We start from the raw sequence: 25131 nt of genomic DNA on the forward strand, positions 1-25131 counted from the left end.
TGTTAGCAACTGTGGGATCACTATTATTTCAATAGCTGCTCACGCTTACGGAATAAGCACAAGCAGCCTAAAGAGCATAAACCTGCAACATAAACACTCCTTCCAGGGAACCCGTGGAACTGGCTCTGCCAGGCCACTGGGTTCGCCCCCTGCAAGGGGGTTGGCGAAAGAAGCGAAGCTCTGCAGCCTGGGGGTGTGCCTACTTACACGCGTTCAAAAATACCGGCGGCGCCCTGGCCCATGCCGACGCACATGGTCACCATGCCGTACTTCAGGTTGTTGCGGCGCAACGCGTGGATGACGGTAGCGGCACGGATGGCACCGGTGGCACCCAGCGGGTGGCCCAGAGCAATGGCACCGCCCATGGGGTTCACCTTGGACGGGTCCAGGCCCAGCGTTTGCATCACGGCCAGCGACTGGGCGGCGAAGGCTTCGTTCAGCTCGAACCAGTCGATGTCGTGGTGCTTCAAACCAGCGTAACGCAGCGCGGCAGGAATCGCCTCGATCGGGCCGATGCCCATGATGTGCGGCGGCACACCCTTGCTGGCAAAACTGACGAAGCGGGCCAGCGGGGTCAGGCCAAAGCGCTTGACGGCCGACTCGCTGGCCAGGATCAGCGCGCCTGCACCGTCGGAGGTTTGCGAACTGTTGCCTGCGGTGACCGAGCCACGCGCCGAGAACACCGTTTTCAGTTTGCCCAGGCCTTCCACCGTGGTCTCGGGGCGCACGCCTTCGTCCAGGCTGACAGTGCGCTGGGTGACGGTAACCTTGGCCGAGTCCAGATTGACGCGGCGGTCGTCCACCGTGATCGGGGTGATTTCGTCGCTGAAATACCCCGCCTGCATGGCCGCCATGGCCTTCATGTGCGAGGCGTAGGCAAACTCGTCTTGCGCGCTGCGGCTGATCTTCCACTGCTGCGCCACCTTCTCGGCGGTGAGGCCCATGCCGTAGGCAATGCCGTAGTTGTCTACGTCGTCGGTGTTGCTAAAGATGTTGGGTGACAGGCTGGGGCCGTTACCCATCATGGGCACCATGCTCATGCTTTCGACCCCGGCGGCAAACATCACGTCGGCCTCGCCCACGCGGATGCGGTCGGCAGCCATCTGCACCGCGCTGATGCCCGAGGCGCAAAAGCGATTCACGGTGATCCCCCCCACCGAATTCGGCAGCCCTGCCAGCACCGCGCCGATGCGCGCCACGTTCAGGCCCTGCTGGGCTTCGGGGATGGCGCAGCCGCAGATCACGTCTTCAATGCTGACCGGGTCCAGCCCGGGCACCTGGGCCAGGGCGGCACGCAGTGTGGTGGCCAGCAGCTCGTCGGGCCGGGTGTTGCGTAGATAGCCTTTGTGCGAACGGCCAATGGGCGTGCGGGTGGCGGCGACGATGTAGGCGTCTTGGATTTGCTTGCTCATATTCGTTCCTTAGTTGCGCACGGGTTTACCGGTGCTCAGCATGCCCATGATGCGTTCCTGCGTTTTGGCGTTTTCCAGCAGGCTGCAGAAGGCTTTGCGCTCCAGGGCCATGAGGTATTCCTCGGTGACCAGGGTGCCGTTGTCCACGTCGCCGCCCGTCACCACACCGGCGATCAGGCTGGCGATGTGGAAGTCGTGCTGGCTGATGAAGCCGCCGTCGCGCATGTTGACCAGTTGGCCCTGGATGGTGGCTTTGCCGTTGCGGCCTGCCACGGGGAAGCTGCGTTTGTGCGGGGCGCGGTAGCCGCTGGCGGCCATGGCCTTGGCCTCGTTCAGGGCGACGAACAGCAGCTCGTCCTTGTTCGGCACAATGACATCGGACTCCAGCAGGTAGCCCAGCTTGCGACTTTCCAGCGCGCTGGTGCCGACCTTGGCCATGGCGGCGGCGGTAAAGCCTTCGGTCAGGAAAGGCAGCAGGTCTTTGTGCACCGACAGGGCGGCGTTCTCTGCCGCCCGGCGGGCGATGTAGGTCAGGCCACCCGCGCCGGGCACCAGGCCCACGCCCACTTCCACCAGGCCGATGTAGCTTTCCATCGCCACCACGCGGCGGGCAGAGTGCACGGCCAGCTCGCAGCCGCCGCCCAGCGCCAGGCCCCGGATGGCGGAGACCACCGGCACATTGGCGTAGCGGATTTTCAGCATCACGTCTTGCAGGGCTTTTTCCATCTTGTTGATGGCACCCGCACCGCCCATCATGAAGCCGGGCAGCATGGCCTGCAGGTCGGCACCGGCGCTGAAGGGCTCGTCGCCCGACCAGACCACCACGGCGGCGTAATCCTTCTCGGCCAGATCGACCGCGCGGGCCAGGCCCTCGGAGACTTCGGGGCTGATGGCGTGCATCTTGGTTTTGATGCTGGCGATGACCACCTGGTCATCCAAAGTCCACAGGCGGATGGCCTTGTCTTCAAACAGTGTCTTGCCTGCCGTCTCGAATCCACCGCCCAGGCCCAGGCCTTGGGTGTGGCCGGAGATTTTTTCGGGAAATAGCTGCCTGGCGTACACAGGTAGAGCGTGGCGTGCTACGAATTTTGAAGTAGACGGATTCCACGAACCTTCGGCTGTGTGGACTCCGCCCGCCTCAGCCACCGGGCCCTTGAACACCCAGTCGGGCAGCGGCGCATTGCTCAGGGCTTTGCCTGCGGCAATGTCTTCGTTAATCCAGTTCGCCACCGTCAGCCAACCGGCTTCTTGCCACAGCTCGAACGGGCCTTGCTGCATGCCGAAGCCCCAGCGCATGGCCAGGTCCACGTCGCGGGCGGTTTCGGCAATGGTTTGCAGGTGCACGGCAGCGTAGTGGAAGCTGTTGCGCAGAATCGCCCACAGAAACTGCCCTTGCGGGCCTTCGCTGCTGCGCAGCAGGGCCAGGCGCTCGGCGGCGGGCTTTTTCAGCATGCGGCCATAGACCTCGTCGGCCTTTTCGCCGCCGGGCACGTAGGTGGCGCTGGCCGCGTCGAAGCGCAGTACATCGCGGCCCACTTTCTTGAAGAAACCGGCCTTGGTTTTCTGGCCCAGGTTCTTCATTTCCAGCAACTGGGCCAGCACTGGCGGCGTGCCGTAGCTGCCGTAGAACGGGTCGGTGTCCAGACTGAGGTTGTCTTGCAGCGTCTTGACCACGTGGGCCATCGTGTCCAGGCCCACCACGTCGGCGGTGCGGAAGGTGCCCGAGCTGGCGCGGCCCAGGCGCTTGCCGGTCAAGTCATCGACCACGTCGTAGGTGAGGCCAAATTTTTGCGTCTCGCCGATGATGCCGAGCATGCCGGCGATACCGACACGGTTTGCAATGAAGTTGGGCGTGTCCTTGGCCCGCACCACGCCCTTGCCCAGGCTGGTGGTGACGAAGGCTTCGAGCTGGTCCAGCGCCTCGGGCTGGGTGGTGGGCGTGTTGATCAACTCCACCAGGTACATGTAGCGTGGCGGGTTGAAGAAGTGGATGCCGCAGAAACGCGGCTTGATTTCTTCGGGCAATGCCTCGCTGAGCTTGGTGATCGACAAGCCCGAGGTGTTGGAGGCCACCAGCGCGTGCGGGGCTACAAAGGGTGCGATCTTTTTGTACAGGTCCAGTTTCCAGTCCATGCGCTCGGCGATGGCCTCGATGATCAAGTCGCAGTCTTTGAGCTGGTCCAGGTGGTCGTCGTAGTTGGCCTCCTGGATCAGCGCTGCGTCATCGGCCACGCCCAGGGGCGCGGGCTTGAGCTTTTTCAGGTTGGCAATGGCCTTGGCGGTGATGCCATTGGCCGGGCCCTCCTTGGCCTTCAGGTCAAACAGCACCACTTGCACTTTGACGTTGACCAGGTGCGCAGCAATCTGCGCGCCCATCACGCCTGCGCCCAGCACGGCGACTTTCTTGATCGGGAATCGGGACATGTGCTTCTTTCGTTTTATTGGACCCGCAGCCAGATCTGGGTGCGGTAGAAGGGGCCGATGTAGCCGCGGACCTGGAGCTTCTTGCCGTCTTCCAGCGGCGTCAGCGCCAAGGTGTAGTTTTTGCCGTTGTCGGGGTCGAGGATCTTGCCGTCTTCCCACACGTCCTTGCCCTCGGCCTTCTTGGCACCGCGGATAATTTCCATGCCCAGCTTGGGCTTGTCCTTGCGGTCGTCGGTGCAGGCGGTGCACAGCGTTTCGTTGCTGGGCATCAAGGATTTTTCGACCACACCAGACAGCACGCCGCCATTGGCGGTGATCCGGATCTCGGCCTTGGACTGGCCCGACTTGTCGTCGATGCTACGCCACAGGCCTTCGGGGGTCATTTGGGCAAATACCGCGCTTGCGCAGATCAGACCGGCGGTGAGTGCTACGATTTTCTTCATTTTGGATCTCCAGTTAAAGCTAGGAGGGTAACCACGCTGAACCCCCTACAGGCGGTAAGTAAGTGTTTCAATTGCATCGCAAAACCGCCTGCGGGGGGCTGTCTCAGGCCAGGGCGGCGTCGGTGTCCATCAGCGCCTTGCTGCCCGAACGGGCGGTGCGCATCAGCGTGGCGGTCTCGGGGAACAGCTTGGCGAAGTAGAAGCGGGCGGTTTGCACCTTGGCCAGGTAGAAGGGATCGTTGTTACCAGCGGCGATCTCGCGCAGAGCCACCTGGGCCATGCGGGCCCAGAAGTAGCCAAACACCAGGTGGCCGGCCACACGCAGGTAGTCCACGGCCGCAGCGCCCACTTCGTCGGCGTTCTGGAAGCCCTTGAAACCCAGCTCGGTGGTGAGCTTGGTGACCTGGTCGCCCAGGATGGCGATGGGGGTGATGAACTCGCCCATCTTCTCGTTCACGCCCTCTTCTTCCACCAGTGCGGCCACCATGCGGCCAAACTTTTTCAGCGTGGCACCGTTGTTGCCCAGTACTTTGCGGCCCAGCAAATCCAGGCTCTGGATGGTGTTGGTGCCTTCGTAGATCATGTTGATGCGGTTGTCGCGCACGTACTGCTCCATACCCCATTCCTTGATGAAGCCGTGGCCGCCAAAGACCTGCATGCAGGCATTGGTGGCGATGTGGCCGTTGTCGGTGATGAAGGCTTTGACGATGGGGGTCAGCAGGGCCAGCATTTCACCGGCATCGGCACGCACTTTCTCGTCGGGGTGGCTGTGCTCCTTGTCCAGCAGCACGCCGCAGAAAATACCCAGGGCGCGGCCACCTTCGGCGTAGGCCTTGGCGGTGAGCAGCATCTTGCGCACGTCGGGGTGCACGATGATGGGGTCGGCGGCTTTGTCCTTGGCCTTGGTGCCGGACAGCGAACGCATCTGGATGCGGTCTTTGGCGTAGGCCAGGGCGTTCTGGTAGGCCACCTCGGTCAGGCCCAGCGACTGGTTGCCCACGCCCAGGCGGGCGGCGTTCATCATCACGAACATGGCCGCCAAACCCTTGTTGGGCTCGCCCACGATGGTGCCGATGGCACCTTCCAGCACCATCTGGCAGGTGGAGTTGCCGTGGATGCCCATCTTGTGCTCGATACCACCGCAGTAGATGCCGTTGCGCTTGCCCAGGGTGCCATCAGCGCTGGCCATGAACTTGGGCACGGCGAACAGGCTGATGCCCTTACTGCCCACGGGCGCGTCCGGCAGGCGGGCCAGCACCAGGTGGACGATGTTGGCGGCCAGGTCGTGCTCACCGGCGCTGATGAAGATCTTGTTGCCGGTGATAGCGTAGCTACCGTCGGCCAAGGGTTCGGCCTTGGTGCGCAGCAGGCCCAGGTCGGTGCCGCAATGCGGCTCGGTCAGGCACATGCTGCCGGTCCATTCGCCGCTGGTCAGTTTGGGCAGGTACAAGGCCTTTTGCGCGTCGGTGCCGTGGGCGTGCAGGGCCTCGTAGGCACCGTGCGACAGGCCGGGGTACATGGTCCAGGCCTGGTTGGCCGAGTTCAGCATCTCATAAAAGCACTGGTTGACCACAAACGGCAGGCCCTGGCCGCCGTAGGCCGGGTCGCAGCTCAGCGCCGCCCAGCCGCCTTGCACGTACTGCGCGTAGGCTTCCTTGAAGCCCTTGGGGGCGGTGACTTCGTGGGTGGTCTTGTCCAGCGTGCAACCCTCGGCATCGCCGCTGATGTTCAGCGGAAAAGCCACCTCGGCGGCAAACTTGCCACCCTCTTCCAGGATGGCGCTGATGGTGTCGGCATCGGTGTCCACGTGCTGCGGCATCAGCTTCAGGTCGTCGGTGACTTTGAGCACTTCGTGCATCACAAATTGCATGTCGCGCAGCGGAGGGGTGTAGGTTGGCATGGTGGCTCCTTGGATTTTTTAAAAGGCTGATTTCAGAGAGTGGCAGGCTGTCCGTAGCGCGCCAGGAGGTGGGCAAAACCGGTGTTGGCACGGTCTACCGCGCCGGGGTTTTTCAAAAATCGGTGCTCATAGTGCAACGACAAAATCAAACCGTGTATCTCGAAGGCGACTTGGCGCTCATCGGCATCGGCGCGCAGGTCGCCGACCTCTTTGGCCTGCACCACGGCGCGGCAAAAAGCGGCCAGCCAGGCCTGTACCGAATTGGCCAGCGCATCGCGCACCGGGCCGGGCCGGTCGTCAAATTCAACCGCGCCGCTGATGAAGATGCAGCCCGATTGCAGCTCGATGGCCACGCGCTGCATCCAGTTGGCAAACAGCGCCTGCAGCCGTGGCAGGCCGCGCCGGGCCTGCATGGCGGGGTAGAACACCTCGGCCTCGAACTGGCGGTAGTACTCGCGGATGACGGAGATCTGCAGCTCTTCGCGCGAGCCGAAATGGGCGAACACGCCGGACTTGCTCATCTGCGTGACTTCGGCCAGCGCGCCGATGCTCAGGCCTTCCAGCCCGATGTGGCTGGCCAGGCCCAAGGCGGCTTCAATGATGGAGGCCTTGGTCTGGCGGCCCTTGAGCAGCGCGCGCCCGTCCAGGGGCGCATCGCGGGCTGCTTTGGCGGGGTGTTCAGTGAGGGCCATAGGTGTAAATTGAAAAATACGAACGGTCGTGCTATTTTTTCGAATTTAACCAGATTGGGTTTCAAAAGTCTACCGATGGGACCGCATTTCTTGCGCCTGTGCGACAGGGAAAACCCATAGCCCCACCACGCACCCCACCACGCAAAAGACCGCAGCAAAGCGGCGGTCTTGGGGGTAGCGCACAGAGTACGCACTACGGTTTTAATAGCTGCTCACGCTTATTCAATAAGCGTGAGCAGCCTAAAAGGCATCAAACCTGCTATCAGAGCTTGAATGCCACCACTTCCTGGTGCTGCTCGCCCAGGCCGTCGATGCCCAGAGCCATGGTGTCGCCCTTCTTCAGGAACCTGGGCGGCTTCATGCCCATGCCCACGCCGGGCGGGGTGCCGGTGGTGATCACGTCGCCGGGCATCAGGGTCATGAACTGGCTGACGTAGCTGACGATCTTGGCCACGGTAAACACCATGGTCTTGGTGTTACCGGTCTGCACGCGCTGGCCGTTCACGTCCAGCCACATGCCGAGTTTTTGCGGATTGGGCACTTCGTCGCGGGTCACCAGCCAGGGGCCGAGCGGGCCGAAGGTGTCGCAGCCTTTGCCCTTGTCCCAGGTACCGGCGCGCTCCAGCTGGTATTCGCGCTCGCTGATGTCGTTGATGGTGCAGTAGCCCGCCACAAAGTTGAGCGCGTCTTTTTGCGACACGTAGCGCGCCTGGGTGCCGATGACCACGCCCAGCTCGACCTCCCAGTCGGTCTTTTTGGAGCCCTTGGGCAGCATGATGGGGTCGTTCGGGCCCTGGATGCAGCTGGTGGCTTTCATAAACACCACCGGCTCGGGAGGGATGGGCAGATTGGATTCGGCGGCGTGGTCGGCGTAGTTCAGGCCGATGGCGATGAACTTGCCCACGTGGGACACCGGGCTGCCCATGCGCGGCTTGCCTTTGACCAGCGGCAGCTTGGCGGTGTTGAGCTTGGCGATCTTGGCCAGCGCCGCATCGCCGAGCTGGTCCGGGCCGATGTCCTTGAGCTCTTTGCTCAGGTCGCGCAGCTTGCCTTCGGCATCGATGAGGCCGGGCTTTTCTTTGCCGGATTTGCCGTAACGAACGAGTTTCATGGTGTCCTTTGCTAGGGTTAGATAGTCATGCCGCCGTCGACAGAATACGTCTGCCCGGTGGAGAAAACGGATTCATCGCTGGCCAAAAATACCACGATGGGCACGATCTCATGCGCCTGCGCCAGCCGCCCCATGGGCTGGCGGTCCACAAACGACTGGCGGGCGGCCACGGGGTCGGGGAAGGCATTGATGCGCTGGGTCAGCGACGGGGTGTCCACAGTGCCGGGGGCAATCGCGTTGCAGCGTATGCCTTTGGCCACGTAGTCGGCGGCCACGCTCTTGGTCAGGCCGATGACCGCCGCCTTGGTGGTGCCATAGACGCAGCGGCTCACCAGGCCCTTGATGCTGCTGCACACGCTGGCCATGTTGATGATGCTGCCCGCGCCCTGCGCCAGCATGCGCGGCAGCGCGGCCTGGATGGCCCACATCTGCGCCTGCACATTCAGCAAAAAGGCAAATTCCAGCTCGCTGTTTTGCACCTCCAGCACGGTGCCGTTGTGCACCACGCCTGCGCAATTGAACAGCACGTCGATACGCGGCATGCTGGCGATCAGGGCCTGGATGGCGGCCTGGTCGCGCACGTCCAGCGGCAGCGCGGTGACGTTGGCCACGCCCTCATAGCTGGCCAGCAGCGCCGGGTTCACGTCGGTGGCCCACACCTGGGCCCCCTCGGCCGCCATGGCCAGCACGGCGGCCTGGCCTATGCCTTGCCCGGCGGCGGTGACCAGCGCGGTTTTTCCTGAAAGTCGCATGCTTTAGCTCCAGAGAATGGGGGTTTTGCCCGATGGGCGAAGGGTCGATTTGTGGGATTATCAATTGGCCTTACCACTTTACCAATCAAGGCTAACCCTTAATTCCTATGCCCCTGCAACCCGTAGAACCCCAGCGCCTGTACCGCCAGATTGCCGACCAACTGCGCGCCGGCATGCTGTCGGGCGAATACGCCGTGGGCCACCGCCTGCCCGCCGAGCGCGAGCTGGCCGTGCTGCTGGGCGTGAGCCGCCCCTCGGTGCGCGAGGCGCTGATTGCGCTGGAGGTGGAAGGCTGGGTCGAGGTACGCACCGGCTCTGGCATCTACGTGCTGGCCCGCAACCAGAGCAGCAAAGGCACGCCCGTGGCCGCCGCCGAATGGGGCCCGCTGGAGCTGATCCGCGCGCGCCGCGTGGTGGAGGGCGAAACCGCCGCACTGGCCGCCACCCTGGCCCAGCCCGAGCACCTGGCCGCCATGGACCAGGCCCTGCAGACCATGCGCGAAGAGGCCGCCCTGGGCCAGCCCCCGCTGGAAGGCGACCGGGCCTTCCATTCGGCCATCGTGCAGGCCTGCGGCAACGCGGTGCTGGTGGAGACGGTGCACAGCTTCTGGGATGCGCGGCGCGGCCCCTTATTCACCCGGCTGGGTGGGTATTTTGAAACCCCGCGTTCCTGGCGCACCGCGTTGAAAGAGCACCAAACCATCCTGGCCGCCATCCGCGCCCAGGACCCCGCCGCCGCCCGCGCCGCCATGCACGCCCACATGGACAAATCGCACCACCGCCTCAACGCCAGTTGGCAAAGTGCCAACCCCACCCAACAAATCAAAACCCCACCATGACCACCGCCCCCTTTATCCGTCTCCACCCCGCCGACGACGTGCTCATCGCCCGCAGCCAGTTGCTCAGCGGTGCCACCGTGGAGGGTATCGCCGTCAAAGGCATGGTGCCGCCCGGCCACAAAATCGCCACCCACGCCATAGCCGCAGGCGCACCGGTGCGCCGCTACAACCAGGTGATCGGCTTCGCCAGCCGCGCCATCGGCCCCGGCGAGCATGTGCACACCCACAACCTGGACATGGGGCCCGACAAGGGTGACTTTGCGCGCGACTACGCCTTTGGTGCCGACGTGAAACCCGCCGCGCCCCGGCAAGAGGCCACCTTCATGGGCATACGCCGCGCCGATGGCCGGGTGGCCACGCGCAACTACATCGGTATCTTGAGCAGCGTCAACTGCTCGGCCACCGTGGCCCGGGCCATTGCAGCGCACTTTTCGCGCCAGACGAATCCGGCGGCGCTGGCCGACTACCCGCAGATCGACGGCGTGGTCGCCCTGACCCATGGCACAGGCTGCGGCATGGACGGTGAAGGCCTGGGCCTGCAGCTGCTGGAGCGCACGCTGGCAGGCTATGCACGCCACGCCAACTTCGGCGCGGTGGTGGTCGTGGGCCTGGGCTGCGAGGCCAACCAGATCAGCGCCTGGCTGGCCCACAGCAGCCTGCGCGAGGGCGACACCCTGCGCACCTTCAACATCCAGGACACCGGCGGCACCCGGCAGTCGGTGGACAAAGGCATCGCCCTGGTCACCGGCATGCTGGCCAGCGCCAACGCCGTCACCCGCGAGCCGTGCAGCGCCTCGCACATCACCATCGGCCTGCAGTGCGGTGGATCGGACGGCTACTCGGGCATCAGCGCCAACCCGGCCCTGGGCGCGGCGGTGGATTTGCTGGTGGCCCATGGCGGCACCGCCATCCTCAGCGAAACGCCCGAGGTCTATGGGGCCGAGCACCTGCTAACGCGCCGCGCCGTGGCCCCCGCCATTGCCGAAAAGCTGATAACGCGCATCCATTGGTGGGAGCACTACACCCAGATCAACGGCGGTGAGATGAACAACAACCCCTCGCCCGGCAACAAGGCCGGTGGGCTGACCACCATTCTGGAGAAATCCCTGGGCGCGGTGGCCAAGGGCGGCACCACCAACCTGGAGGGCGTGTTCGAGTACGCCGAGCCGGTGACGGCGCACGGCTTTGTGTTCATGGACACCCCCGGCTACGACCCGGTCAGCGCCACCGGGCAGGTGGCGGGCGGGGCGAACCTGATCTGCTTCACCACCGGCCGCGGCAGCGCCTACGGCTGCGCGCCCACGCCTTCGCTCAAGCTGGCGACCAACACCGCGCTGTGGAAGAAGCAGGAGGAAGACATGGACATCAACTGCGGCGAGATCATCGACGGCAGCAGCACGGTGCAGGCCATGGGCGAGCGGATTTTTGCGCTGATGCTGGCCACCGCCTCGGGCACGCACAGCAAGAGCGAGCAGCACGGCTACGGCCAGAACGAGTTCGTGCCCTGGCAGGTGGGTGCGGTTATGTAGTCTTTTAGGCCGCTAGCGCTTATTGAATGGGCGCAAGCAGCTACAAAAAATATAGCACAGGCTTTTTACAGGCCCAGCATCAATTCCAGGTTTTGTACCGCAGCACCGCTGGCACCCTTGCCCAGGTTGTCCAGGCGGGCGATCAGCACGGCGTGGTGGTGCTCGGCGTTGCCGAACACGCGCAATTCCAACTTGTTGGTGTTGACCAGGGCGGTGGCATCCAGTTTGCCGCTGTCGCCCGGGGCTTCTACCGTGACCCAGGTGCTACCCGCGTAGTGTTTCGCCAGGGCATCGTGCAGGTCTTGCGCGCTGGGCTGGCCTGGCAGCAGGTCCAGGTGCAGGGGCAATTGCACCAGCATGCCCTGCGCAAAGTTACCCACCGAAGGCACAAAAATCGGCCTGCGGGTCAGGCCGGTGTAGCGCATGATTTCGGGCAGGTGCTTGTGCGACAGGCCTAGCGCGTAGGTCTCAAACAGCGGCGCTTCGCCCTTCTCATAGGCTTCCATCATGCTGCGCCCGCCGCCCGAATAGCCGCTGACCGAAGGCAGGGCCAGGGCGCTGTCCGGGCTGATCAAACCGGCATCCACCAGGGGGCGGATCAGTGCGATGGCACCCGTGGCGTAGCAGCCGGGGTTGCCCACGCGGTCGGCTTGGGCCACGGCTGCTTGCTGGCCCGCAGCCAGTTCGGGGAAGCCATAGACCCAGCCCTTCTCTATACGGTGGGCGGTGGATGCGTCGATGATCTTGGGCTTTTTGCCCGGCAGGCTATCGATCATGGCCACGGATGCGATGGCGGCATCGTCGTGCAGGCAGAGGATGACCAGATCGACCCCCGCCATCAGTGCGCGCTTGGCCTCGGGGTCTTTGCGCAGCGCGGGGTCAATGCTGACCACCTCGATCTGCGGCATCAGCTGCAGGCGTTCGCGGATTTGCAGGCCGGTGGTACCGGCTTCGCCATCGATAAAGACTTTAGGCATGGTGTGCTAATGGTTGTAAGGTGTTGTGCGCTGCAACATGATACATTCGCGGGCTGACAGAACGCAGCCCGTCGGTCTTATACAAGACAGACGAGTAAAACCCCCATCCATTCCTGAGAGAGCCCTCATGAAGATTCACGAATACCAAGGCAAGGAAATCTTGCGCAATTTTGGTGTCCCGGTGCCCAAGGGCATTCCGGCATTCACCGTGCAAGAAGCGGTGGAAGCCGCCCAGAAACTCGGCGGCCCTGTGTGGGTGGTCAAGGCCCAGATCCACGCGGGTGGACGCGGCAAGGGCGGCGGCGTGAAGCTGGCCCGCTCGATCGATGAAGTCAAGCAACTGGCGACCGAAATCCTCGGCATGCAGCTGATCACGCACCAGACCGGCCCTGAAGGCCAAAAGGTCCGTCGCCTGCTGATCGAAGATGGCGCAGACATCAAAAAAGAATACTACGTTTCCGCGGTGACCGACCGTGCGACCCAAAAGGTTGCCTTCATCGTGTCCAGCGAAGGCGGCATGGACATTGAAGAAGTGGCGCACTCCACTCCTGAGAAGATCACCACCGATTTCGTCGACCCCGCTGTGGGCATGACGGAAGAGTTGGGCAAGAAGCTGGCCGACGCGATTGGCGTGCCCGCAGGCTCTACCGCCCAGGCCGTGGATGTGCTGCAAAAACTGTACAAGATTTACATGGACACCGATGCGTCCCTGGTCGAGATCAACCCGCTGATCCTGGAAGGCAACGGCAACATCAAGGCTTTGGACGCGAAGTTCAACTTTGACCCGAACGCGCTGTTCCGCCACCCTGAAATCGTGGCCTACCGCGATCTGGACGAAGAAGACGCTGCCGAAGTCGAAGCCAGCAAGTTCGACCTGGCCTACATCAGCCTGGACGGCAACATCGGCTGCCTGGTGAACGGTGCCGGCCTGGCCATGGCCACCATGGACACCATCAAGCTGTACGGCGCTGAGCCTGCCAACTTCCTGGACGTGGGCGGCGGTGCCACTCCCGAGAAGGTCACCGAAGCCTTCAAGATCATGCTGAAGAACCCCAAGGTCGAGGCCATCATGGTCAACATCTTCGGCGGCATCATGAAGTGCGACACCATCGCCACCGGCGTGATCACCGCCTGCAAGGCCGTGAACCTGTCCGTGCCTCTGGTGGTGCGCATGAAGGGTACCAACGAAGACCTGGGCAAGAAGATGCTGGCCGAGTCCGGCCTGCCCATCATCAGTGCAGACACCATGGCCGAAGCGGCTGAAAAAGTGGTGGCTGCTGTTAAAGCTGCTGCGTAAGGAACCTTTATGTCCATCTACATCAACAAAGACACCAAGGTCATCACCCAAGGTATTACCGGCAAGACCGGCCAGTTCCACACCGAAAAGTGCCAGGAATACGCCAACGGTAAAAACTGCTTCGTCGCAGGCGTGAACCCCAAGAAGGCGGGCGAGTCGATTTTCGGCATCCCAATTTTCGCTTCCGTCAAAGAAGCGGCTGTGGATACCGGCGCTACCGTGTCGGTGATCTACGTGCCACCGGCTGGCGCAGCCGCTGCCATCTGGGAAGCTGTGGAAGCCGACCTGGATCTGGCGATCTGCATCACCGAAGGCATCCCGGTCAAGGACATGCTGGAACTGCGCAACCGCATGAAGGCCAAGGAAGCCGCTGGCGGCAAGAAGACCCTGCTGCTGGGCCCCAACTGCCCCGGCCTGATCACGCCCGAAGAAATCAAGATCGGCATCATGCCCGGCCACATCCACCGCAAGGGTCGGATTGGCGTGGTTTCGCGCTCCGGCACGTTGACCTACGAAGCGGTGGCCCAGTTGACCGAAATCGGCCTGGGCCAGTCCAGCGCCGTCGGCATCGGTGGCGACCCGATCAACGGTTTGAAGCACATCGACGTGATGAAGGCTTTCAACGACGATCCTGATACCGACGCGGTCATCATGATTGGCGAAATCGGTGGCCCGGACGAAGCCGAAGCCGCACGCTGGTGCAAGCTGAACATGAAGAAGCCCATCGTTGGCTTCATCGCAGGCGTGACCGCACCTCCCGGCAAGCGCATGGGCCACGCCGGTGCGCTGATCTCCGGCGGTGCCGACACGGCCGATGCCAAGCTGGCAGTGATGGAAGAGTGTGGCTTCACCGTTACGCGCAACCCGTCCGAGATGGCCAAGCTGCTGAAGGCTTTGCTGAAGTAAGACATCTGAGCGTCAAACCCTGGGCACCGCGCGGTGTGCCAGGTCAGACCCTCCTCATCGGCTTGGTATTGCGGTTATCCACAGTGCCAGGCCGTATTTTTTGGGTAAGAATTAACTTCCCCCAATTCCGCATGCTGGGTTTTACCGGCCATGCGCGCTAGCTCACTTCTTAAGGACCACCATGGAAGAATTCCTCACCGCCCATTTCTGGATCGCTGTCGGCCAGATCATCATGATCGACATCTTGCTGGGCGGCGACAACGCCGTAGTGATTGCACTGGCCTGCCGGGGTTTGCCCGCAGCACAGCGCAAGCAAGGTATTCTGTGGGGCACCGTGGGTGCGATCGTTCTGCGGGTGATATTGATCGCATTCGCACTCTCCCTGCTGCAAGTGCCTTATCTCAAGTTGGTCGGGGCTATTTTGCTGCTGTGGATCGGTGTCAAACTGTTGGTCCCTGAAGACGACGGCGGGCACGACAACATCCAGGCCAGCGACAAGCTGTGGAGTGCAGTCAAGACCGTCATCGTGGCCGATCTGGTCATGAGCGTCGACAACGTAATCGCCATCGCCGGTGCCGCACAAGGCGCAGGCGAGACGCACCAGTTGCCACTGGTCATCTTCGGCTTGCTGGTCAGCATCCCCATCATCATTGGTGGCAGCCAGATCGTTCTCAAGCTGATGGACCGTTTCCCGATGATCATCACATTGGGCGGCATGTTGCTGGGATGGATTGCCGGTACCATGGCCTACTCCGACCCCGGACTGGTGGCCTATATGCCAACACACAAGTACGCTAGCTACGCCTTTGGTATTGCTGGAGCCGTGTTGGTACTGCTTATTGGCAAATGGATGCAACGCAAGCCGGCAAGCCCTAGCGCTTAGTACAGTCCACGGCTGGCAGCGTTTCGAAAATAGCCTCTTTGGGGCTATTTTTGCATTCAAAATGTAACAAAATACTTCTCAAGTGTGCAAAAGTCTCTTGTTGCGGGTATACCCCTCTGTTACGGTTAGCGCCTGCGCAAATGCGTTGCCAGGCCATGCAAATGGCCTGGCACCACCGCGCAGACTATGATGAAACCCTCCCCTCCGGCCACTGTTCTCAACGAAGTTAGCCCGCTCAAAGATGATGTACGAGTTCTGCACGCAAACCCACGCTGGTTTATTGCGTGAAAATAATGAAGATGCGGTGGCCTTCGATGCGCCCAGCGGAGTGGCCGTGTTGGCCGATGGCATGGGTGGGTACAACGCTGGCGAAGTGGCCAGCAGCATGGCAACCGCCTTCATTCAGACAGAGTTAGGCCGCTGGCTGCTGGATGCCGGGCTACAGGCCAACGGCAAGGAAGTCCGGCGCGCCATGGATATTTGCGTGCACAACGCCAATCTGGCCGTATTCACCGCGGCCAATACACACGACGAATACATCGGAATGGGGACTACGCTGGTGGTCGGGGTGTTCCAGGACTCCCGTGTGCTGGTAGGCCATATTGGCGACTCGCGCTGCTACCGCTTCCGGGATAAGTCCCTGGTACAAATCACCAAAGACCATTCGCTGCTGCAGGAACAGCTGGACGCGGGCCTGATCACCCCCGCCCAAGCGGCAGTGTCGACCAACAAAAACCTGGTCACCCGCGCGCTGGGCATTGAAGATGCCGTGATGCTGGAAGTGCATGAGCACACCGTTGAAGAAGGCGACGTGTACCTGATGTGCTCTGATGGACTGTCCGACATGGTGGACGATGCGCCGATCGCCCGTATCATGGAAACCGACGCGCCGCTGGAACAAAAAGCCCGTCAGCTCATCAGCATCGCCAACGCGCACGGCGGACGGGATAACATTACAGTGTTGCTAGCCCACGCCGTCGCAGGAATTCCCAAACGGGGTTTAATGTCCCGGCTGTTGGGCAACTAGCCCCTCTTACTACGATTGCCAAGTCTATGAACCGTCACAGGAGCCGAGCATGCCGAAACTGATCGTGTCGATCGACGGTGTGGTCATCAAAGAAGTGCAGCTGACCAAAGACAGAACGACTTTAGGTCGGCGGCCTTACAACGACATCGTTATCGACAACTTGGCGGTCAGTGGCGAGCACGCAGTGGTCTTGATGGTCGGACACGAGGTGCATCTGGAAGACCTCAACAGCACGAACGGCACCTACATCAATGGCAAGGCTGCACGCAAGCAGGTTTTGCAAAACAACGATTTGGTGGAGGTGGGCAAGTACAAGCTAAAGTTCATCAACGAAGCCACTGAAACCGGCTTTGAGAAGACCACCATGGCCCGGCCCGGCATGCTGGGCACGCCCCCTACGCCATCGGGCTCAGGTAACTTGAACCGGCGCGCAACAGACCACTCGGCTGCCATGCCTCTGGCCGGTACGGAAACCATCACCTTGAGCCATGCGGCCATCAAGGTGCTGACGGGTGCCGCTGCCGGACGCGAAGTCACCCTGACCAAGGTAGTCACCACGCTGGGCAAGCCAGGCGTGGCCGTTGCCGCCATCACCCGCCGTCCCCACGGGTATGTGGTGGGGCATGTGGAAGGTGCAGAGCTGCCCACCCTGAATGCCACCCCGATCGGCGCAACGCCTGTCGCCCTCAAGCATGGCGATGTTTTGCAACTGGCGGGTACACAGATGCAATTTATCCAGCCGTGACCAGGCTGCGCCGCAGCGAATGGGGCGGCTAATGCGCGCGCTGCTGCAACACTGGCCCCGTGTTCTGGTAACCCTGATTCCCGTCATTTTTGCCTTGATGCATGCGGTAGGGGCTGTGCAAATTGGAGTGTTGCAGCACCTGGACAACATCATTTTTGATGCCCGCTTGCGGGCCACCATGCCCCGCACCCTGGACGAGCGCATCGTCATCGTGGACCTGGACGAAAAAAGCCTGACCGAGCTAGGCTGGCCGTGGAGCCGCAACAAGCTGGCCGCCCTGGTCAACACCCTATTCGAACGCCAAAAGATCCGCCTGCTCGGTTTTGACGTGGTATTTGCCGAAGCGGACGAAAGTTCGGGCCTGGCCCAGCTGCAACAACTGGCACGTCGCCAGTTGCGCGACCAACCTGGTTTTGCCGAAGCCGTGCAGCAACTGCGCAGCACGCTGGACTTTGATGCCGCCTTTGCCAAATCGCTACGCAACCGGCCCGTGGTGCTGGGCTACTACTTCAGCAGCGACCGTGACGGACGCACCTCGGGGGTCTTACCTGCCCCGGTAGTGGATGCGGCGACACTGCAGGGCCGACACATAGGGCTGACCTTTTGGAGCGGCTACAACGCCAACATCGACACTATTGCCGCCGCCGCCCCACTTGCAGGGTTCTTCAACGCCATTACCGATGCAGACGGTGTGGTCCGCTCCCTGCCGCTGCTGGCGGAGCACCAGGGACGCTACTACGAATCTTTGTCTTTGGGCATGTTTCGGCTACTGACGGGCCTGCCCCGCGTCACGCCCGGCTTCTCACACGACAATTTTGGGACCGCACAGCTGGAAAGCCTGCTGCTCCAACGTGGCAGCCAACAGCAAGCCATTCCCATGGATGCGCGTGGCGCAGTATTGGTGCCGTTTCGCGGTGCTGGCGGCACCCACCACGCCCAGGGCCATTCTTACCGCTACGTTTCGGCAGCCGATGTGCTGGCCCACCGCCTGCCCGACCGCAGTTTGCAAGACAAGATCGTACTGGTTGGCACCACGGTGCCCGGCCTGCTGGACCTGCGCGTCACCCCCGTGGGCGAAACCTACCCTGGGGTGGAAATCCATGCCAATGTGCTGTCTGGCCTGATGGACGGCAACATCGCCGTCAAGCCCGACTACGCCGTGGGCTACGACACTCTGGTGCTGTTGTTGGCCGGGCTCACCCTGGCCTGGGCCCTGCCCCGCCTATCGGCCTTACGGGCCGTGGCGCTCAGCGTAGGCGTGCTAGCACTGGTGGTAGGACTGAACGGGGCTCTGTACCTCGGCCACGGCCTGGTGCTGCCGTTGGCCGCCGCATTGTGGATGGTGGTGACCGCATCGGTGCTGAACATGGCCTACGGCTACTTTGTTGAAAGCCGGTCCAAACGCGAACTCGCCCAACTGTTTGGCACCTACGTACCGCCCGAGTTGGTGGACGAAATGCTCAAGCACCCCGACAGCTACACCATGCGCGCCAGCAACCAGGAGCTGACGGTGATGTTTTGTGACATTCGGGGCTTTACCCAGATGTCCGAGAACATGGAGCCACTGCAGTTGCAGGCGGTGCTCAACGGTGTCTTCAGCCAGCTCACCGCGCAGATCCGCACCCACCGCGGCACCATTGACAAATACATGGGCGACTGCGTCATGGCCTTCTGGGGTGCCCCGGTGGCCACCGCCGACCACGCCCATCTGTCGGTCCAGGCGGCATTGGACATGGTGAAAGCCGTGCAGCAATTGAACCTGGAACACCGTAGCCGCGACATCCCCGAGATCAGCATCGGCATTGGCCTGAACACCGGCAGCATGTGCGTTGGCGACATGGGCTCCAACATCCGGCGCAGCTACACCGTGATAGGTGATGCCGTCAATCTCGGAGCCCGGCTGGAGGGCTTGAGCAAAATCTACGGCGTGGCCATCGTCGTCAGCGCATCCACCCGTGCGCTGGCACCCCAATGCGTGTGGCAAGAGCTCGACAAAGTCCGCGTCAAAGGCAAAGAACAGGCCGTGGCGATCTACACACCATTGGCGGTTACAGGCTCCATCCCCCCTCTTCTGGCGGACGAACTCCAACTGTGGGAAAGCTTCCTGAACCACTATCGCACACAAAATTGGGTGGCCTGTGAACCGCAAATAGTGAAATTACAAGACATGGATGCGACAAAATACCTCTATCGCCTCTATGCTGAACGGGTCGCCTCCATGCGCGTGTTACCGCCAGACCCCGCATGGGATGGTGCTACCAATTTTGAAACCAAATAAAGGGTGTCGTCATGAAAGTCCGCGTGCTGGGATGCTCTGGTGCCATCGCTAAAGACTGTAAAACCACGTCGTTCCTGGTGGATGCCGATGTACTGATCGATGCGGGCACGGGTGTCGGCGACCTCACCCTGGACGAGATGTGCGCCATCAACCACGTCTTTTTGACCCACTCGCACCTGGACCACGTCGCCGCGCTGCCGTTAATGGTCGATGCCGTCGCCTCGCAACGCACCGCCCCGCTGAAGATCTACGCACTGGCCGGCACCATCGCCGCCCTGAAAGCACATATTTTCAACAACGTGATCTGGCCCGACTTCAGCGTGATCCCCACCGTTGCCGCGCCATTCATCAGCTTCCATGCCATCACCGTCGGTGAAACCACCCTGATCACCGGCAAAACCATCGAAGCCCTGCCCGCAGTGCACACCGTGCCCGCCGTGGGCTACGCCGTGTCGGCAGGCGGGCCATGCTGGGTGTTTACCGGCGACACCGAACGCAACCCCGCGTTCTGGCAGCGCCTGGATCAACTCGACGTGGCCATGCTGGTGATCGAGACCGCCTTCAGCAACCGCGAAAAAGACCTGGCCCGCCGCAGCCTGCATCTGTCGCCCGTGGCGCTGGCCGAAGAACTGGAAGGCATCAGCACCCAAAAGCAGTTCCCCATTTTCATCACCCACACCAAACCCTTCGAGACAGAGCTGATCATGGACGAGATCGCCGAATTTGACGGCGCAGTGCCTGCTGGACGGCATGTGCCGCACGACATCCGGTGGTTGAAAGCCGGACAGGCATTTGAGGTGTGAGATGCCGCAGCGACAAGCCGCAAAAGTGACAAAAAGGTCATTTGCATCCATATCGCAGCAAATGAGGTGACAAAAATGCGCTCCTCTGCGCACGAGAATGCAAGAAATTGTTACCAAAACACCCGATTTGTGGAAAATGTCACGGGCATCTGCCGCAAAGCGCTCTGGCACGCAATCTGCGTTACCACCCCGTCTTAACCGTTCACCTTAGGAGTACTCCATGAAAATGAAACGTTCACTGCAAAAGGGCTTTACCCTGATCGAATTGATGATCGTCGTAGCGATCATCGGTATCCTGGCCGCTGTGGCCTTGCCTGCGTACCAGGACTACACCGTGCGTGCGAAGGTGACTGAAGTGATTTTGGCGGCATCTTCCGGCAAGACAGCTGTATCTGAGGGCGCGCAGGTTTTTGGTGTCATGCCATTAGCAGCCAGTGTGACTGTTGATCCACAATCCTCCAAGTATGTAAGCTCTGTTTTCTATACCTATACGGACGCCTCTAACGCAATCATCACGGCTTCCGCTCAAGGTGAAAGCCGTATCAGTGGTGCCAATATTCAGCTGACGGGTGTGCTCGGAACCAACAAGCAGGTTGTTTGGACTTGCGCCGGTACAATTTTGCCTAAATACCGTCCAGCTAGCTGCCAAGGCTGATAGATCCGCTCATCCTAAAAGCCTCCCTCGGGGGGCTTTTTTTATGCGCGAATTGTGTAGACGTTATGTACTAGATTGAGACTTGATGCCGTCGAAGCTCCGAGATCCATTGCCGCCAGTTTGGTCTGGTTTGTGGGCGCTGCTGTTGGCCATGGCCTGGCTGCTTCCCAACCATTATTTTCCGTGGGCCACGTTCCATTCAGATGCTTGGGTGTCTGTAATGGTGGCCCTGGCTGCAGGGGCAGTGATTTTGCGCTCCCCAAAGAAGGTGGCGTGGCACCCAATTGCCGTGGTGATTGCAGTGCTAGTTACGGTTCCATTTTTGCAATTTGGCGCGGGTATGCTGCCTTACAGTGGGCAGGCGTGGGTATCTACAGCGTATGTGCTGGGATTACTGCTAGCCTTGCTTATTGGCTCACACTGGGAAGAGGTCGCATCAAAACGTGCGGCAGATGCCTTGTTTCTTGCGATTGGAATCGCTGGACTCGTATCGGTAGCGATGCAATTGCGTCAATGGCTTGGCTTGATGGGTGATGGGAGTGAAATGCGGGTTTGGACGGCGGAGTTCTCACCTGGCAGACCGTCGGCCAACTTGGGGCAACCCAATCAATTGGCAACCTTGCTGCTATGGGGTGTGTTGGCTTGTGCATGGGGGGTGTTGCGCAAGCAACTACGCGTCGGCTTAGCGGTACTACCGGTGTTGTTTCTGTTGTTCGGGGTGGTATTGACGCAGTCTCGTGTTGCGTCCATCGGAGTGCTTTTCCTGGCCGTGGCGGCCTTTGTATGGCGACGGTTTTTACCGCCACGCGGCACATGGTTCGTCGCTTTACTCTTTGCGTACTTTACTGTTTGCACATTATTTCTCCAGCAGCTAAGTGACTTTTTTGGGCTGGAGGTACAAATCCGCTCCGCATCGCTGGGAGGGGCATCGACACAGTTGCGTATCAAGGCATACGGTGTCTTTTTGGATGCTGTACTTCAGCGTCCATGGTTAGGGTATGGCTGGGACCAATTGGCCGTAGCGCAATTGACGGTAGCCCAAGACCACGACACGCTGAATTCATTTTTCTTACATTCGCACAATTTGTTTTTGGACCTGGTCTTGTGGTGTGGCTTGCCGGTGGGGGGCGTGGTGTCGGTCGCATTGTTGTGGTGGGTGCTGCGTGCTATATGGTGTGTAGACTCACCGGAAGATGCGGTATTGGTGTTGTTTTTGCTCGTAGTGGGGTTGCACGCGATGGTGGAGTTGCCATTGCACCACGCTTATTTTCTGCTGCCGACGGGATTGGTTATGGGCATGCTAAACCGGCGGCAACATCGCCAGTCGGTATGGGCATGCAGCCGTTGGGTCGTGTTCGTTGTGTGGCTGGGCAGCAGTGCTTTATTGGGGTTTATCGTCAAAGATTACTTACGGATTGACGAGAGCTTCAGAACTTTTCGCCTTGAGGCTGCGCACATCGGCAATTTGCCGCCAGGATTACCCCCGGATGTTTTAGTTTTAAACCACATGCGAGAGCTGATTGTCCATGCGCGCACGGATGTATTGCCTACGATCAGTGCCCTGGAGTTGGAGAAGTTGCGTGGTTTCACCACCAGCTTTCCAAGTCCCCTCAATTTGTTTAACTATGCCAAGGGACTGGCGTTTCGCCATCGCCCAGAAGAAGCAGCCTATTGGATTGCCAAGGTACAAAAGGTCCAGCCCTCCGAATACAACCCGGACATGCGTAGGATTTGGGAAGCACAAGCGGCCACACACCCCTCCATGGCGGCTGTAAAGTGGCCTGATATTGACGTACCACCGGCCCTAAGCGGGGCAAAACCTTAGTCTTGCTTGCAATGCGCCCCGCCGCCACGTCCACCGCAGCCAACGGCATCGCCACCCTCCTCTTCGCCCTCCCCTGGCTCAACCCCTTCGCCCCTGGCCCGATGTCGGCGCTGGTGCCTTGGCTGGTGGCGCTGGCGTCGGTGGCGGGGCTCATGGGGGTGCAGGCGGTGTGGCAGCCGAACCGGCAAGGGGCTTCCGGCTGGGCCGGTGTGGCCGCCAGCGGCTGGCTGTTGGCGGGGGCCTTGAGTTGCGCGATGGGGCTCATTCAGTATTTCGGGCTGAGCCCGGCGCTGGCTCCGTGGGTCAACACCACGGCGCTGGGCGAGGCGTTTGCCAATTTGCGCCAGCGCAACCAGTTTGCCAGCCTGGTCCACATCGCTTTGGCCGCCTTGCTGTGGTGGGCGGTGCAGGTGCGGCCTGCGGTGGCCCAGCGGAATCTGGTCCTGGTCTTGGCGGTATTGTTAGGGCTGGGCAATGCTGTGTCATCGTCCCGCACGGGCCTGGTGCAAACCGGCCTGGTGGTGGTGCTGGCGGCCATTTGGGGCGGGTGGCGCGACGCGGCGGTGCGGCGGGTGCTGCTGGGCTTTGTGCTGGCCTACGGGTTGGGCATGCTGCTGCTGCCGACCCTGGTAGGGCTGGACACGGGGGCCTGGGCGCGGCTGCGCGAGGGCGATGCGCTGTGTTCCAGCCGCCTGACGCTGTGGCACAACGTGCTGACGCTGGTGGCCCAGCACCCCTGGCTGGGCTGGGGCTGGGGCGAACTGGACTACGCGCACTACATCCACCTGTACAGCGGCCCGCGGTTTTGCGACATTCTGGACAACGCGCACAACCTGCCGCTGCACCTGGCGGTGGAGCTGGGTGTGCCGGTGGCGGTAGCGTTCTGCGGCCTGCTGGGCTGGTGGGTGGTGCGCGCCCAACCCTGGGCCGAGACGGATGCCACGCGGCGCATGGCCTGGACGGTGCTGGCGGTGCTGGGCTTGCACAGCCTGCTGGAATACCCGCTGTGGTACGGCCCGTTCCAGATCGCGGTGGGCCTGTGCGTGATTCTGCTGTGGCGAGCCCCCCACCAAGTTTATATAAAAAATAAGGCTCCCGTGCTTATTCCATGGGCGATAGCAGCTACTTTTTTAATAGCAATATGCATCTACACGGCCTGGGACTACCGCCGCGCCAGCCAGATCTATATGCCGCCCGAGGCGCGTGACCCAGCCTACCGCGACGAGCCGCTGGCCAAAGCGCGCGGCACATTTTTGTTCCAGAACCAGGTGCGGTTTGCCACACTCAGCACCACACCGCTGACCCAGGCCAACGCGCTCGCGCAGTACCATTTGGCGCTGGAGTTGCTGCATTTTTCGCCCGAGCACCGGGTGGTCGAGCGGGTGATCGACAGCGCCATACTGCTGGGGCGGGACGACGAGGCGGTGTTCCACATGCAGCGCTTCCAGGCGGCGTTTCCCGAGGACTTTGCCGACTGGGTGGCAACCCGCCGCCGGGTCCAGCCGGGCGTGGAAAGAATGCCGTAGCCCTCAGTGCTGGTTGAACTCCACAATGCCGTCGACAAACTCCTTGATGGTCTGCGCGGCCTTGGTTTCGATGGAGGTGAACTCCACCGGGCATTTGTATTCGCCGTGAATTTCGGTCACGCGCAGCACCTTGGCGTAGATTTCGGTGAGCTCGCGGCCCATCAGTGACAGCGACAGGGTGATCTTGATGTCGTCAAACGGGGCCAGCGCCACCGGGCTGACCACGAACATGCCGCCATAGCTCATGTCCACGATCCGGCCCACATGCTCCTCGGGCAGCACGGATTTGCCCTGCAATACCTGGAACACCAGCGGCATGTCCACCTCGACCCGGGGGCTGTTGCGCACCTCGCGTTTGGGCGCGATCAGCGGGTGGCTGCCGCGCAGGGCCAGCAACTCGACCATGCGCACGCAGCCCTTTTTGCCCTTGACCTGCACCTCGTTGATGTCGCCAATGTCGATGAAGTCCCGGGCCTGCTGGTAGGTGCTCTCGCTGAGCAGAATCTGCCCGCGCAGGCTGTGCGCCTCGACCCTGGATGCCAGGTTCACCTGGTCGCCGATCACCGTGTACTCGCTGTGCAGGCGCGAGCCCAGGTGGCCCACCACCACGTCGCCGGTGTTGATGCCGATACCCATGTACAGCGCCGCCATGCCGTGCAGCTTGTTTTCGGCATTGATCTCGTCCATGGCCAGCTGCATCTCGATGGCGCAGGCCAACGCGGCCTCGATGCTGTTGGGCAGGGCCTGGGGCGCGCCAAACAGCACCATGATGGCATCGCCCATGAACTTGTCGATGCTGCCGCCGTAGCGCAGGATGATTTCGGTCATGCGCGAGAGGTAGCGGTTCAGCGCGGCCACCATGTCCATGGCCGAGAACTTTTCGGCAATCGCGGTGAAGCCGCGCAGGTCGGACAGCAAAATCGTCACCCGGCGGGTCTCGCTGTCGGTGGCGTGGTGGGTGGCGTTGTCGATCGCCTCGGCAATCGCCTGCTGTCGGGCCTCTTCGCCCACAGGCGCAGACGGGTTGCCCAGATCAAAAATGGCGCTGAGCCTTGCGATCAGTTCTTGCCGGTTGACATGCTTCACAAGGAGCCTCTGGCGGTAGAA

At 61.6% G+C, this 25131-nt stretch carries 21 protein-coding genes; 12 read left to right on the forward strand and 9 right to left on the reverse strand.

The features are described from left to right. Window positions 1-203 precede the first annotated feature (203 nt). From AC097O_RS15880 to AC097O_RS15910, 7 genes are all read right to left on the reverse strand, one after another. Entirely contained in the window at window positions 204-1412 is a 1209-nt protein-coding gene (locus AC097O_RS15880; protein ID WP_479593896.1) for an acetyl-CoA C-acyltransferase, read from the reverse strand. Between the two features lie 9 nt (window positions 1413-1421). Next, a complete protein-coding gene (locus AC097O_RS15885; RefSeq protein WP_479593897.1) occupies window positions 1422-3836 on the reverse strand; it encodes a 3-hydroxyacyl-CoA dehydrogenase/enoyl-CoA hydratase family protein in 2415 nt (804 codons plus the stop codon). 14 nt (window positions 3837-3850) lie between these two features. Continuing rightward, window positions 3851-4279, reverse strand: coding sequence for a DUF2147 domain-containing protein (locus tag AC097O_RS15890; RefSeq protein WP_479593898.1), 429 nt, complete (start codon window positions 4277-4279; stop codon window positions 3851-3853). A 103-nt stretch (window positions 4280-4382) separates the two neighbouring features. Continuing rightward, window positions 4383-6179 carry an acyl-CoA dehydrogenase C-terminal domain-containing protein gene (locus AC097O_RS15895; protein WP_479593899.1) on the reverse strand — a complete coding sequence of 599 codons (1797 nt, stop codon included), beginning with the start codon at window positions 6177-6179 and terminating at the stop codon, window positions 4383-4385. Window positions 6180-6211: 32 nt separating this feature from the next. Further along, on the reverse strand, window positions 6212-6871 hold the full coding sequence (locus AC097O_RS15900) for a TetR/AcrR family transcriptional regulator (RefSeq protein ID WP_479593900.1): 660 nt from the start codon (window positions 6869-6871) through the stop codon (window positions 6212-6214). Between the two features lie 262 nt (window positions 6872-7133). After that, window positions 7134-7982 carry a fumarylacetoacetate hydrolase family protein gene (locus AC097O_RS15905; RefSeq protein WP_479593901.1) on the reverse strand — a complete coding sequence of 283 codons (849 nt, stop codon included), beginning with the start codon at window positions 7980-7982 and terminating at the stop codon, window positions 7134-7136. Between the two features lie 17 nt (window positions 7983-7999). Next, window positions 8000-8734, reverse strand: a complete 735-nt coding sequence (locus tag AC097O_RS15910) for an SDR family oxidoreductase (protein ID WP_315245285.1) — start codon at window positions 8732-8734, stop codon at window positions 8000-8002. Between the two features lie 107 nt (window positions 8735-8841). Here AC097O_RS15910 and AC097O_RS15915 point away from each other — a divergent pair, with 107 nt between their 5' ends. Then, entirely contained in the window at window positions 8842-9573 is a 732-nt protein-coding gene (locus AC097O_RS15915; protein ID WP_479593902.1) for a FadR/GntR family transcriptional regulator, read from the forward strand. Next, window positions 9570-11102 carry a UxaA family hydrolase gene (locus tag AC097O_RS15920; RefSeq protein WP_479593903.1) on the forward strand — a complete coding sequence of 511 codons (1533 nt, stop codon included), beginning with the start codon at window positions 9570-9572 and terminating at the stop codon, window positions 11100-11102. The genes AC097O_RS15915 and AC097O_RS15920 overlap by 4 nt, the downstream gene beginning before the upstream one ends. Window positions 11103-11167: 65 nt before the next feature. Here AC097O_RS15920 and argC read toward each other — a convergent pair whose 3' ends face one another. Then, window positions 11168-12079, reverse strand: coding sequence for an N-acetyl-gamma-glutamyl-phosphate reductase (gene argC / locus AC097O_RS15925; RefSeq protein ID WP_479593904.1), 912 nt, complete (start codon window positions 12077-12079; stop codon window positions 11168-11170). A gap of 127 nt (window positions 12080-12206) precedes the next feature. Here argC and sucC point away from each other — a divergent pair, with 127 nt between their 5' ends. The 10 genes from sucC to AC097O_RS15975 all read left to right on the forward strand — a co-directional run bounded on the left by sucC (window position 12207) and on the right by AC097O_RS15975 (window position 24024). After that, the gene (gene sucC, locus AC097O_RS15930) at window positions 12207-13376 is read left to right on the forward strand and encodes an ADP-forming succinate--CoA ligase subunit beta (RefSeq protein WP_479593905.1); all 1170 of its coding nucleotides are present in this window, start codon (window positions 12207-12209) and stop codon (window positions 13374-13376) included. Window positions 13377-13385: 9 nt separating this feature from the next. Next, window positions 13386-14282, forward strand: coding sequence for a succinate--CoA ligase subunit alpha (gene sucD, locus AC097O_RS15935; RefSeq protein WP_315188012.1), 897 nt, complete (start codon window positions 13386-13388; stop codon window positions 14280-14282). A gap of 181 nt (window positions 14283-14463) precedes the next feature. Beyond that, window positions 14464-15165 carry a TerC family protein gene (locus AC097O_RS15940; RefSeq protein WP_479593906.1) on the forward strand — a complete coding sequence of 234 codons (702 nt, stop codon included), beginning with the start codon at window positions 14464-14466 and terminating at the stop codon, window positions 15163-15165. A 241-nt stretch (window positions 15166-15406) separates the two neighbouring features. Further along, window positions 15407-16192, forward strand: coding sequence for a Stp1/IreP family PP2C-type Ser/Thr phosphatase (locus tag AC097O_RS15945; RefSeq protein WP_315188016.1), 786 nt, complete (start codon window positions 15407-15409; stop codon window positions 16190-16192). 49 nt (window positions 16193-16241) lie between these two features. Then, the gene (locus AC097O_RS15950; protein WP_315188018.1) at window positions 16242-16937 is read left to right on the forward strand and encodes an FHA domain-containing protein; all 696 of its coding nucleotides are present in this window, start codon (window positions 16242-16244) and stop codon (window positions 16935-16937) included. Between the two features lie 31 nt (window positions 16938-16968). After that, on the forward strand, window positions 16969-19215 hold the full coding sequence (locus AC097O_RS15955; protein ID WP_479593907.1) for a CHASE2 domain-containing protein: 2247 nt from the start codon (window positions 16969-16971) through the stop codon (window positions 19213-19215). A gap of 11 nt (window positions 19216-19226) precedes the next feature. After that, window positions 19227-20018, forward strand: a complete 792-nt coding sequence (locus AC097O_RS15960; protein ID WP_479593908.1) for a 3',5'-cyclic-nucleotide phosphodiesterase — start codon at window positions 19227-19229, stop codon at window positions 20016-20018. A 226-nt stretch (window positions 20019-20244) separates the two neighbouring features. Next, a complete protein-coding gene (locus AC097O_RS15965; protein ID WP_479594032.1) occupies window positions 20245-20673 on the forward strand; it encodes a pilin in 429 nt (142 codons plus the stop codon). 85 nt (window positions 20674-20758) lie between these two features. Next, window positions 20759-22498: a PglL family O-oligosaccharyltransferase gene (locus AC097O_RS15970; RefSeq protein ID WP_479593909.1), complete on the forward strand. Its 1740-nt coding sequence runs from the start codon at window positions 20759-20761 to the stop codon at window positions 22496-22498. Between the two features lie 11 nt (window positions 22499-22509). Further along, window positions 22510-24024: a PglL family O-oligosaccharyltransferase gene (locus AC097O_RS15975; protein WP_479593910.1), complete on the forward strand. Its 1515-nt coding sequence runs from the start codon at window positions 22510-22512 to the stop codon at window positions 24022-24024. Between the two features lie 3 nt (window positions 24025-24027). On the opposite strand, the gene AC097O_RS15980 is transcribed toward AC097O_RS15975, so the two are convergent. Continuing rightward, a complete protein-coding gene (locus tag AC097O_RS15980; RefSeq protein WP_479593911.1) occupies window positions 24028-25110 on the reverse strand; it encodes an adenylate/guanylate cyclase domain-containing protein in 1083 nt (360 codons plus the stop codon). Between the last annotated feature and the right edge of the window lie 21 nt (window positions 25111-25131).

The organism is Rhodoferax sp. LS1P39 (genome assembly GCF_056521425.1).

Excerpts from the sequence above, each read along its gene's own strand:
- AC097O_RS15880 (WP_479593896.1), bottom strand. The coding sequence starts at position 1,412 with ATGAGCAAGCAAATCCAAGACGCCTACATCGTCGCCGCCACCCGCACG.
- AC097O_RS15885 (WP_479593897.1), bottom strand. The coding sequence starts at position 3,836 with ATGTCCCGATTCCCGATCAAGAAAGTCGCCGTGCTGGGCGCAGGCGTG.
- AC097O_RS15890 (WP_479593898.1), bottom strand. The coding sequence starts at position 4,279 with ATGAAGAAAATCGTAGCACTCACCGCCGGTCTGATCTGCGCAAGCGCG.
- AC097O_RS15895 (WP_479593899.1), bottom strand. The coding sequence starts at position 6,179 with ATGCCAACCTACACCCCTCCGCTGCGCGACATGCAATTTGTGATGCAC.
- AC097O_RS15900 (WP_479593900.1), bottom strand. The coding sequence starts at position 6,871 with ATGGCCCTCACTGAACACCCCGCCAAAGCAGCCCGCGATGCGCCCCTG.
- AC097O_RS15905 (WP_479593901.1), bottom strand. The coding sequence starts at position 7,982 with ATGAAACTCGTTCGTTACGGCAAATCCGGCAAAGAAAAGCCCGGCCTC.
- AC097O_RS15910 (WP_315245285.1), bottom strand. The coding sequence starts at position 8,734 with ATGCGACTTTCAGGAAAAACCGCGCTGGTCACCGCCGCCGGGCAAGGC.
- AC097O_RS15915 (WP_479593902.1), top strand. The coding sequence starts at position 8,842 with ATGCCCCTGCAACCCGTAGAACCCCAGCGCCTGTACCGCCAGATTGCC.
- AC097O_RS15920 (WP_479593903.1), top strand. The coding sequence starts at position 9,570 with ATGACCACCGCCCCCTTTATCCGTCTCCACCCCGCCGACGACGTGCTC.
- argC (WP_479593904.1), bottom strand. The coding sequence starts at position 12,079 with ATGCCTAAAGTCTTTATCGATGGCGAAGCCGGTACCACCGGCCTGCAA.
- sucC (WP_479593905.1), top strand. The coding sequence starts at position 12,207 with ATGAAGATTCACGAATACCAAGGCAAGGAAATCTTGCGCAATTTTGGT.
- sucD (WP_315188012.1), top strand. The coding sequence starts at position 13,386 with ATGTCCATCTACATCAACAAAGACACCAAGGTCATCACCCAAGGTATT.
- AC097O_RS15940 (WP_479593906.1), top strand. The coding sequence starts at position 14,464 with ATGGAAGAATTCCTCACCGCCCATTTCTGGATCGCTGTCGGCCAGATC.
- AC097O_RS15945 (WP_315188016.1), top strand. The coding sequence starts at position 15,407 with ATGATGTACGAGTTCTGCACGCAAACCCACGCTGGTTTATTGCGTGAA.
- AC097O_RS15950 (WP_315188018.1), top strand. The coding sequence starts at position 16,242 with ATGCCGAAACTGATCGTGTCGATCGACGGTGTGGTCATCAAAGAAGTG.
- AC097O_RS15955 (WP_479593907.1), top strand. The coding sequence starts at position 16,969 with ATGCGCGCGCTGCTGCAACACTGGCCCCGTGTTCTGGTAACCCTGATT.
- AC097O_RS15960 (WP_479593908.1), top strand. The coding sequence starts at position 19,227 with ATGAAAGTCCGCGTGCTGGGATGCTCTGGTGCCATCGCTAAAGACTGT.
- AC097O_RS15965 (WP_479594032.1), top strand. The coding sequence starts at position 20,245 with ATGAAACGTTCACTGCAAAAGGGCTTTACCCTGATCGAATTGATGATC.
- AC097O_RS15970 (WP_479593909.1), top strand. The coding sequence starts at position 20,759 with ATGCCGTCGAAGCTCCGAGATCCATTGCCGCCAGTTTGGTCTGGTTTG.
- AC097O_RS15975 (WP_479593910.1), top strand. The coding sequence starts at position 22,510 with ATGCGCCCCGCCGCCACGTCCACCGCAGCCAACGGCATCGCCACCCTC.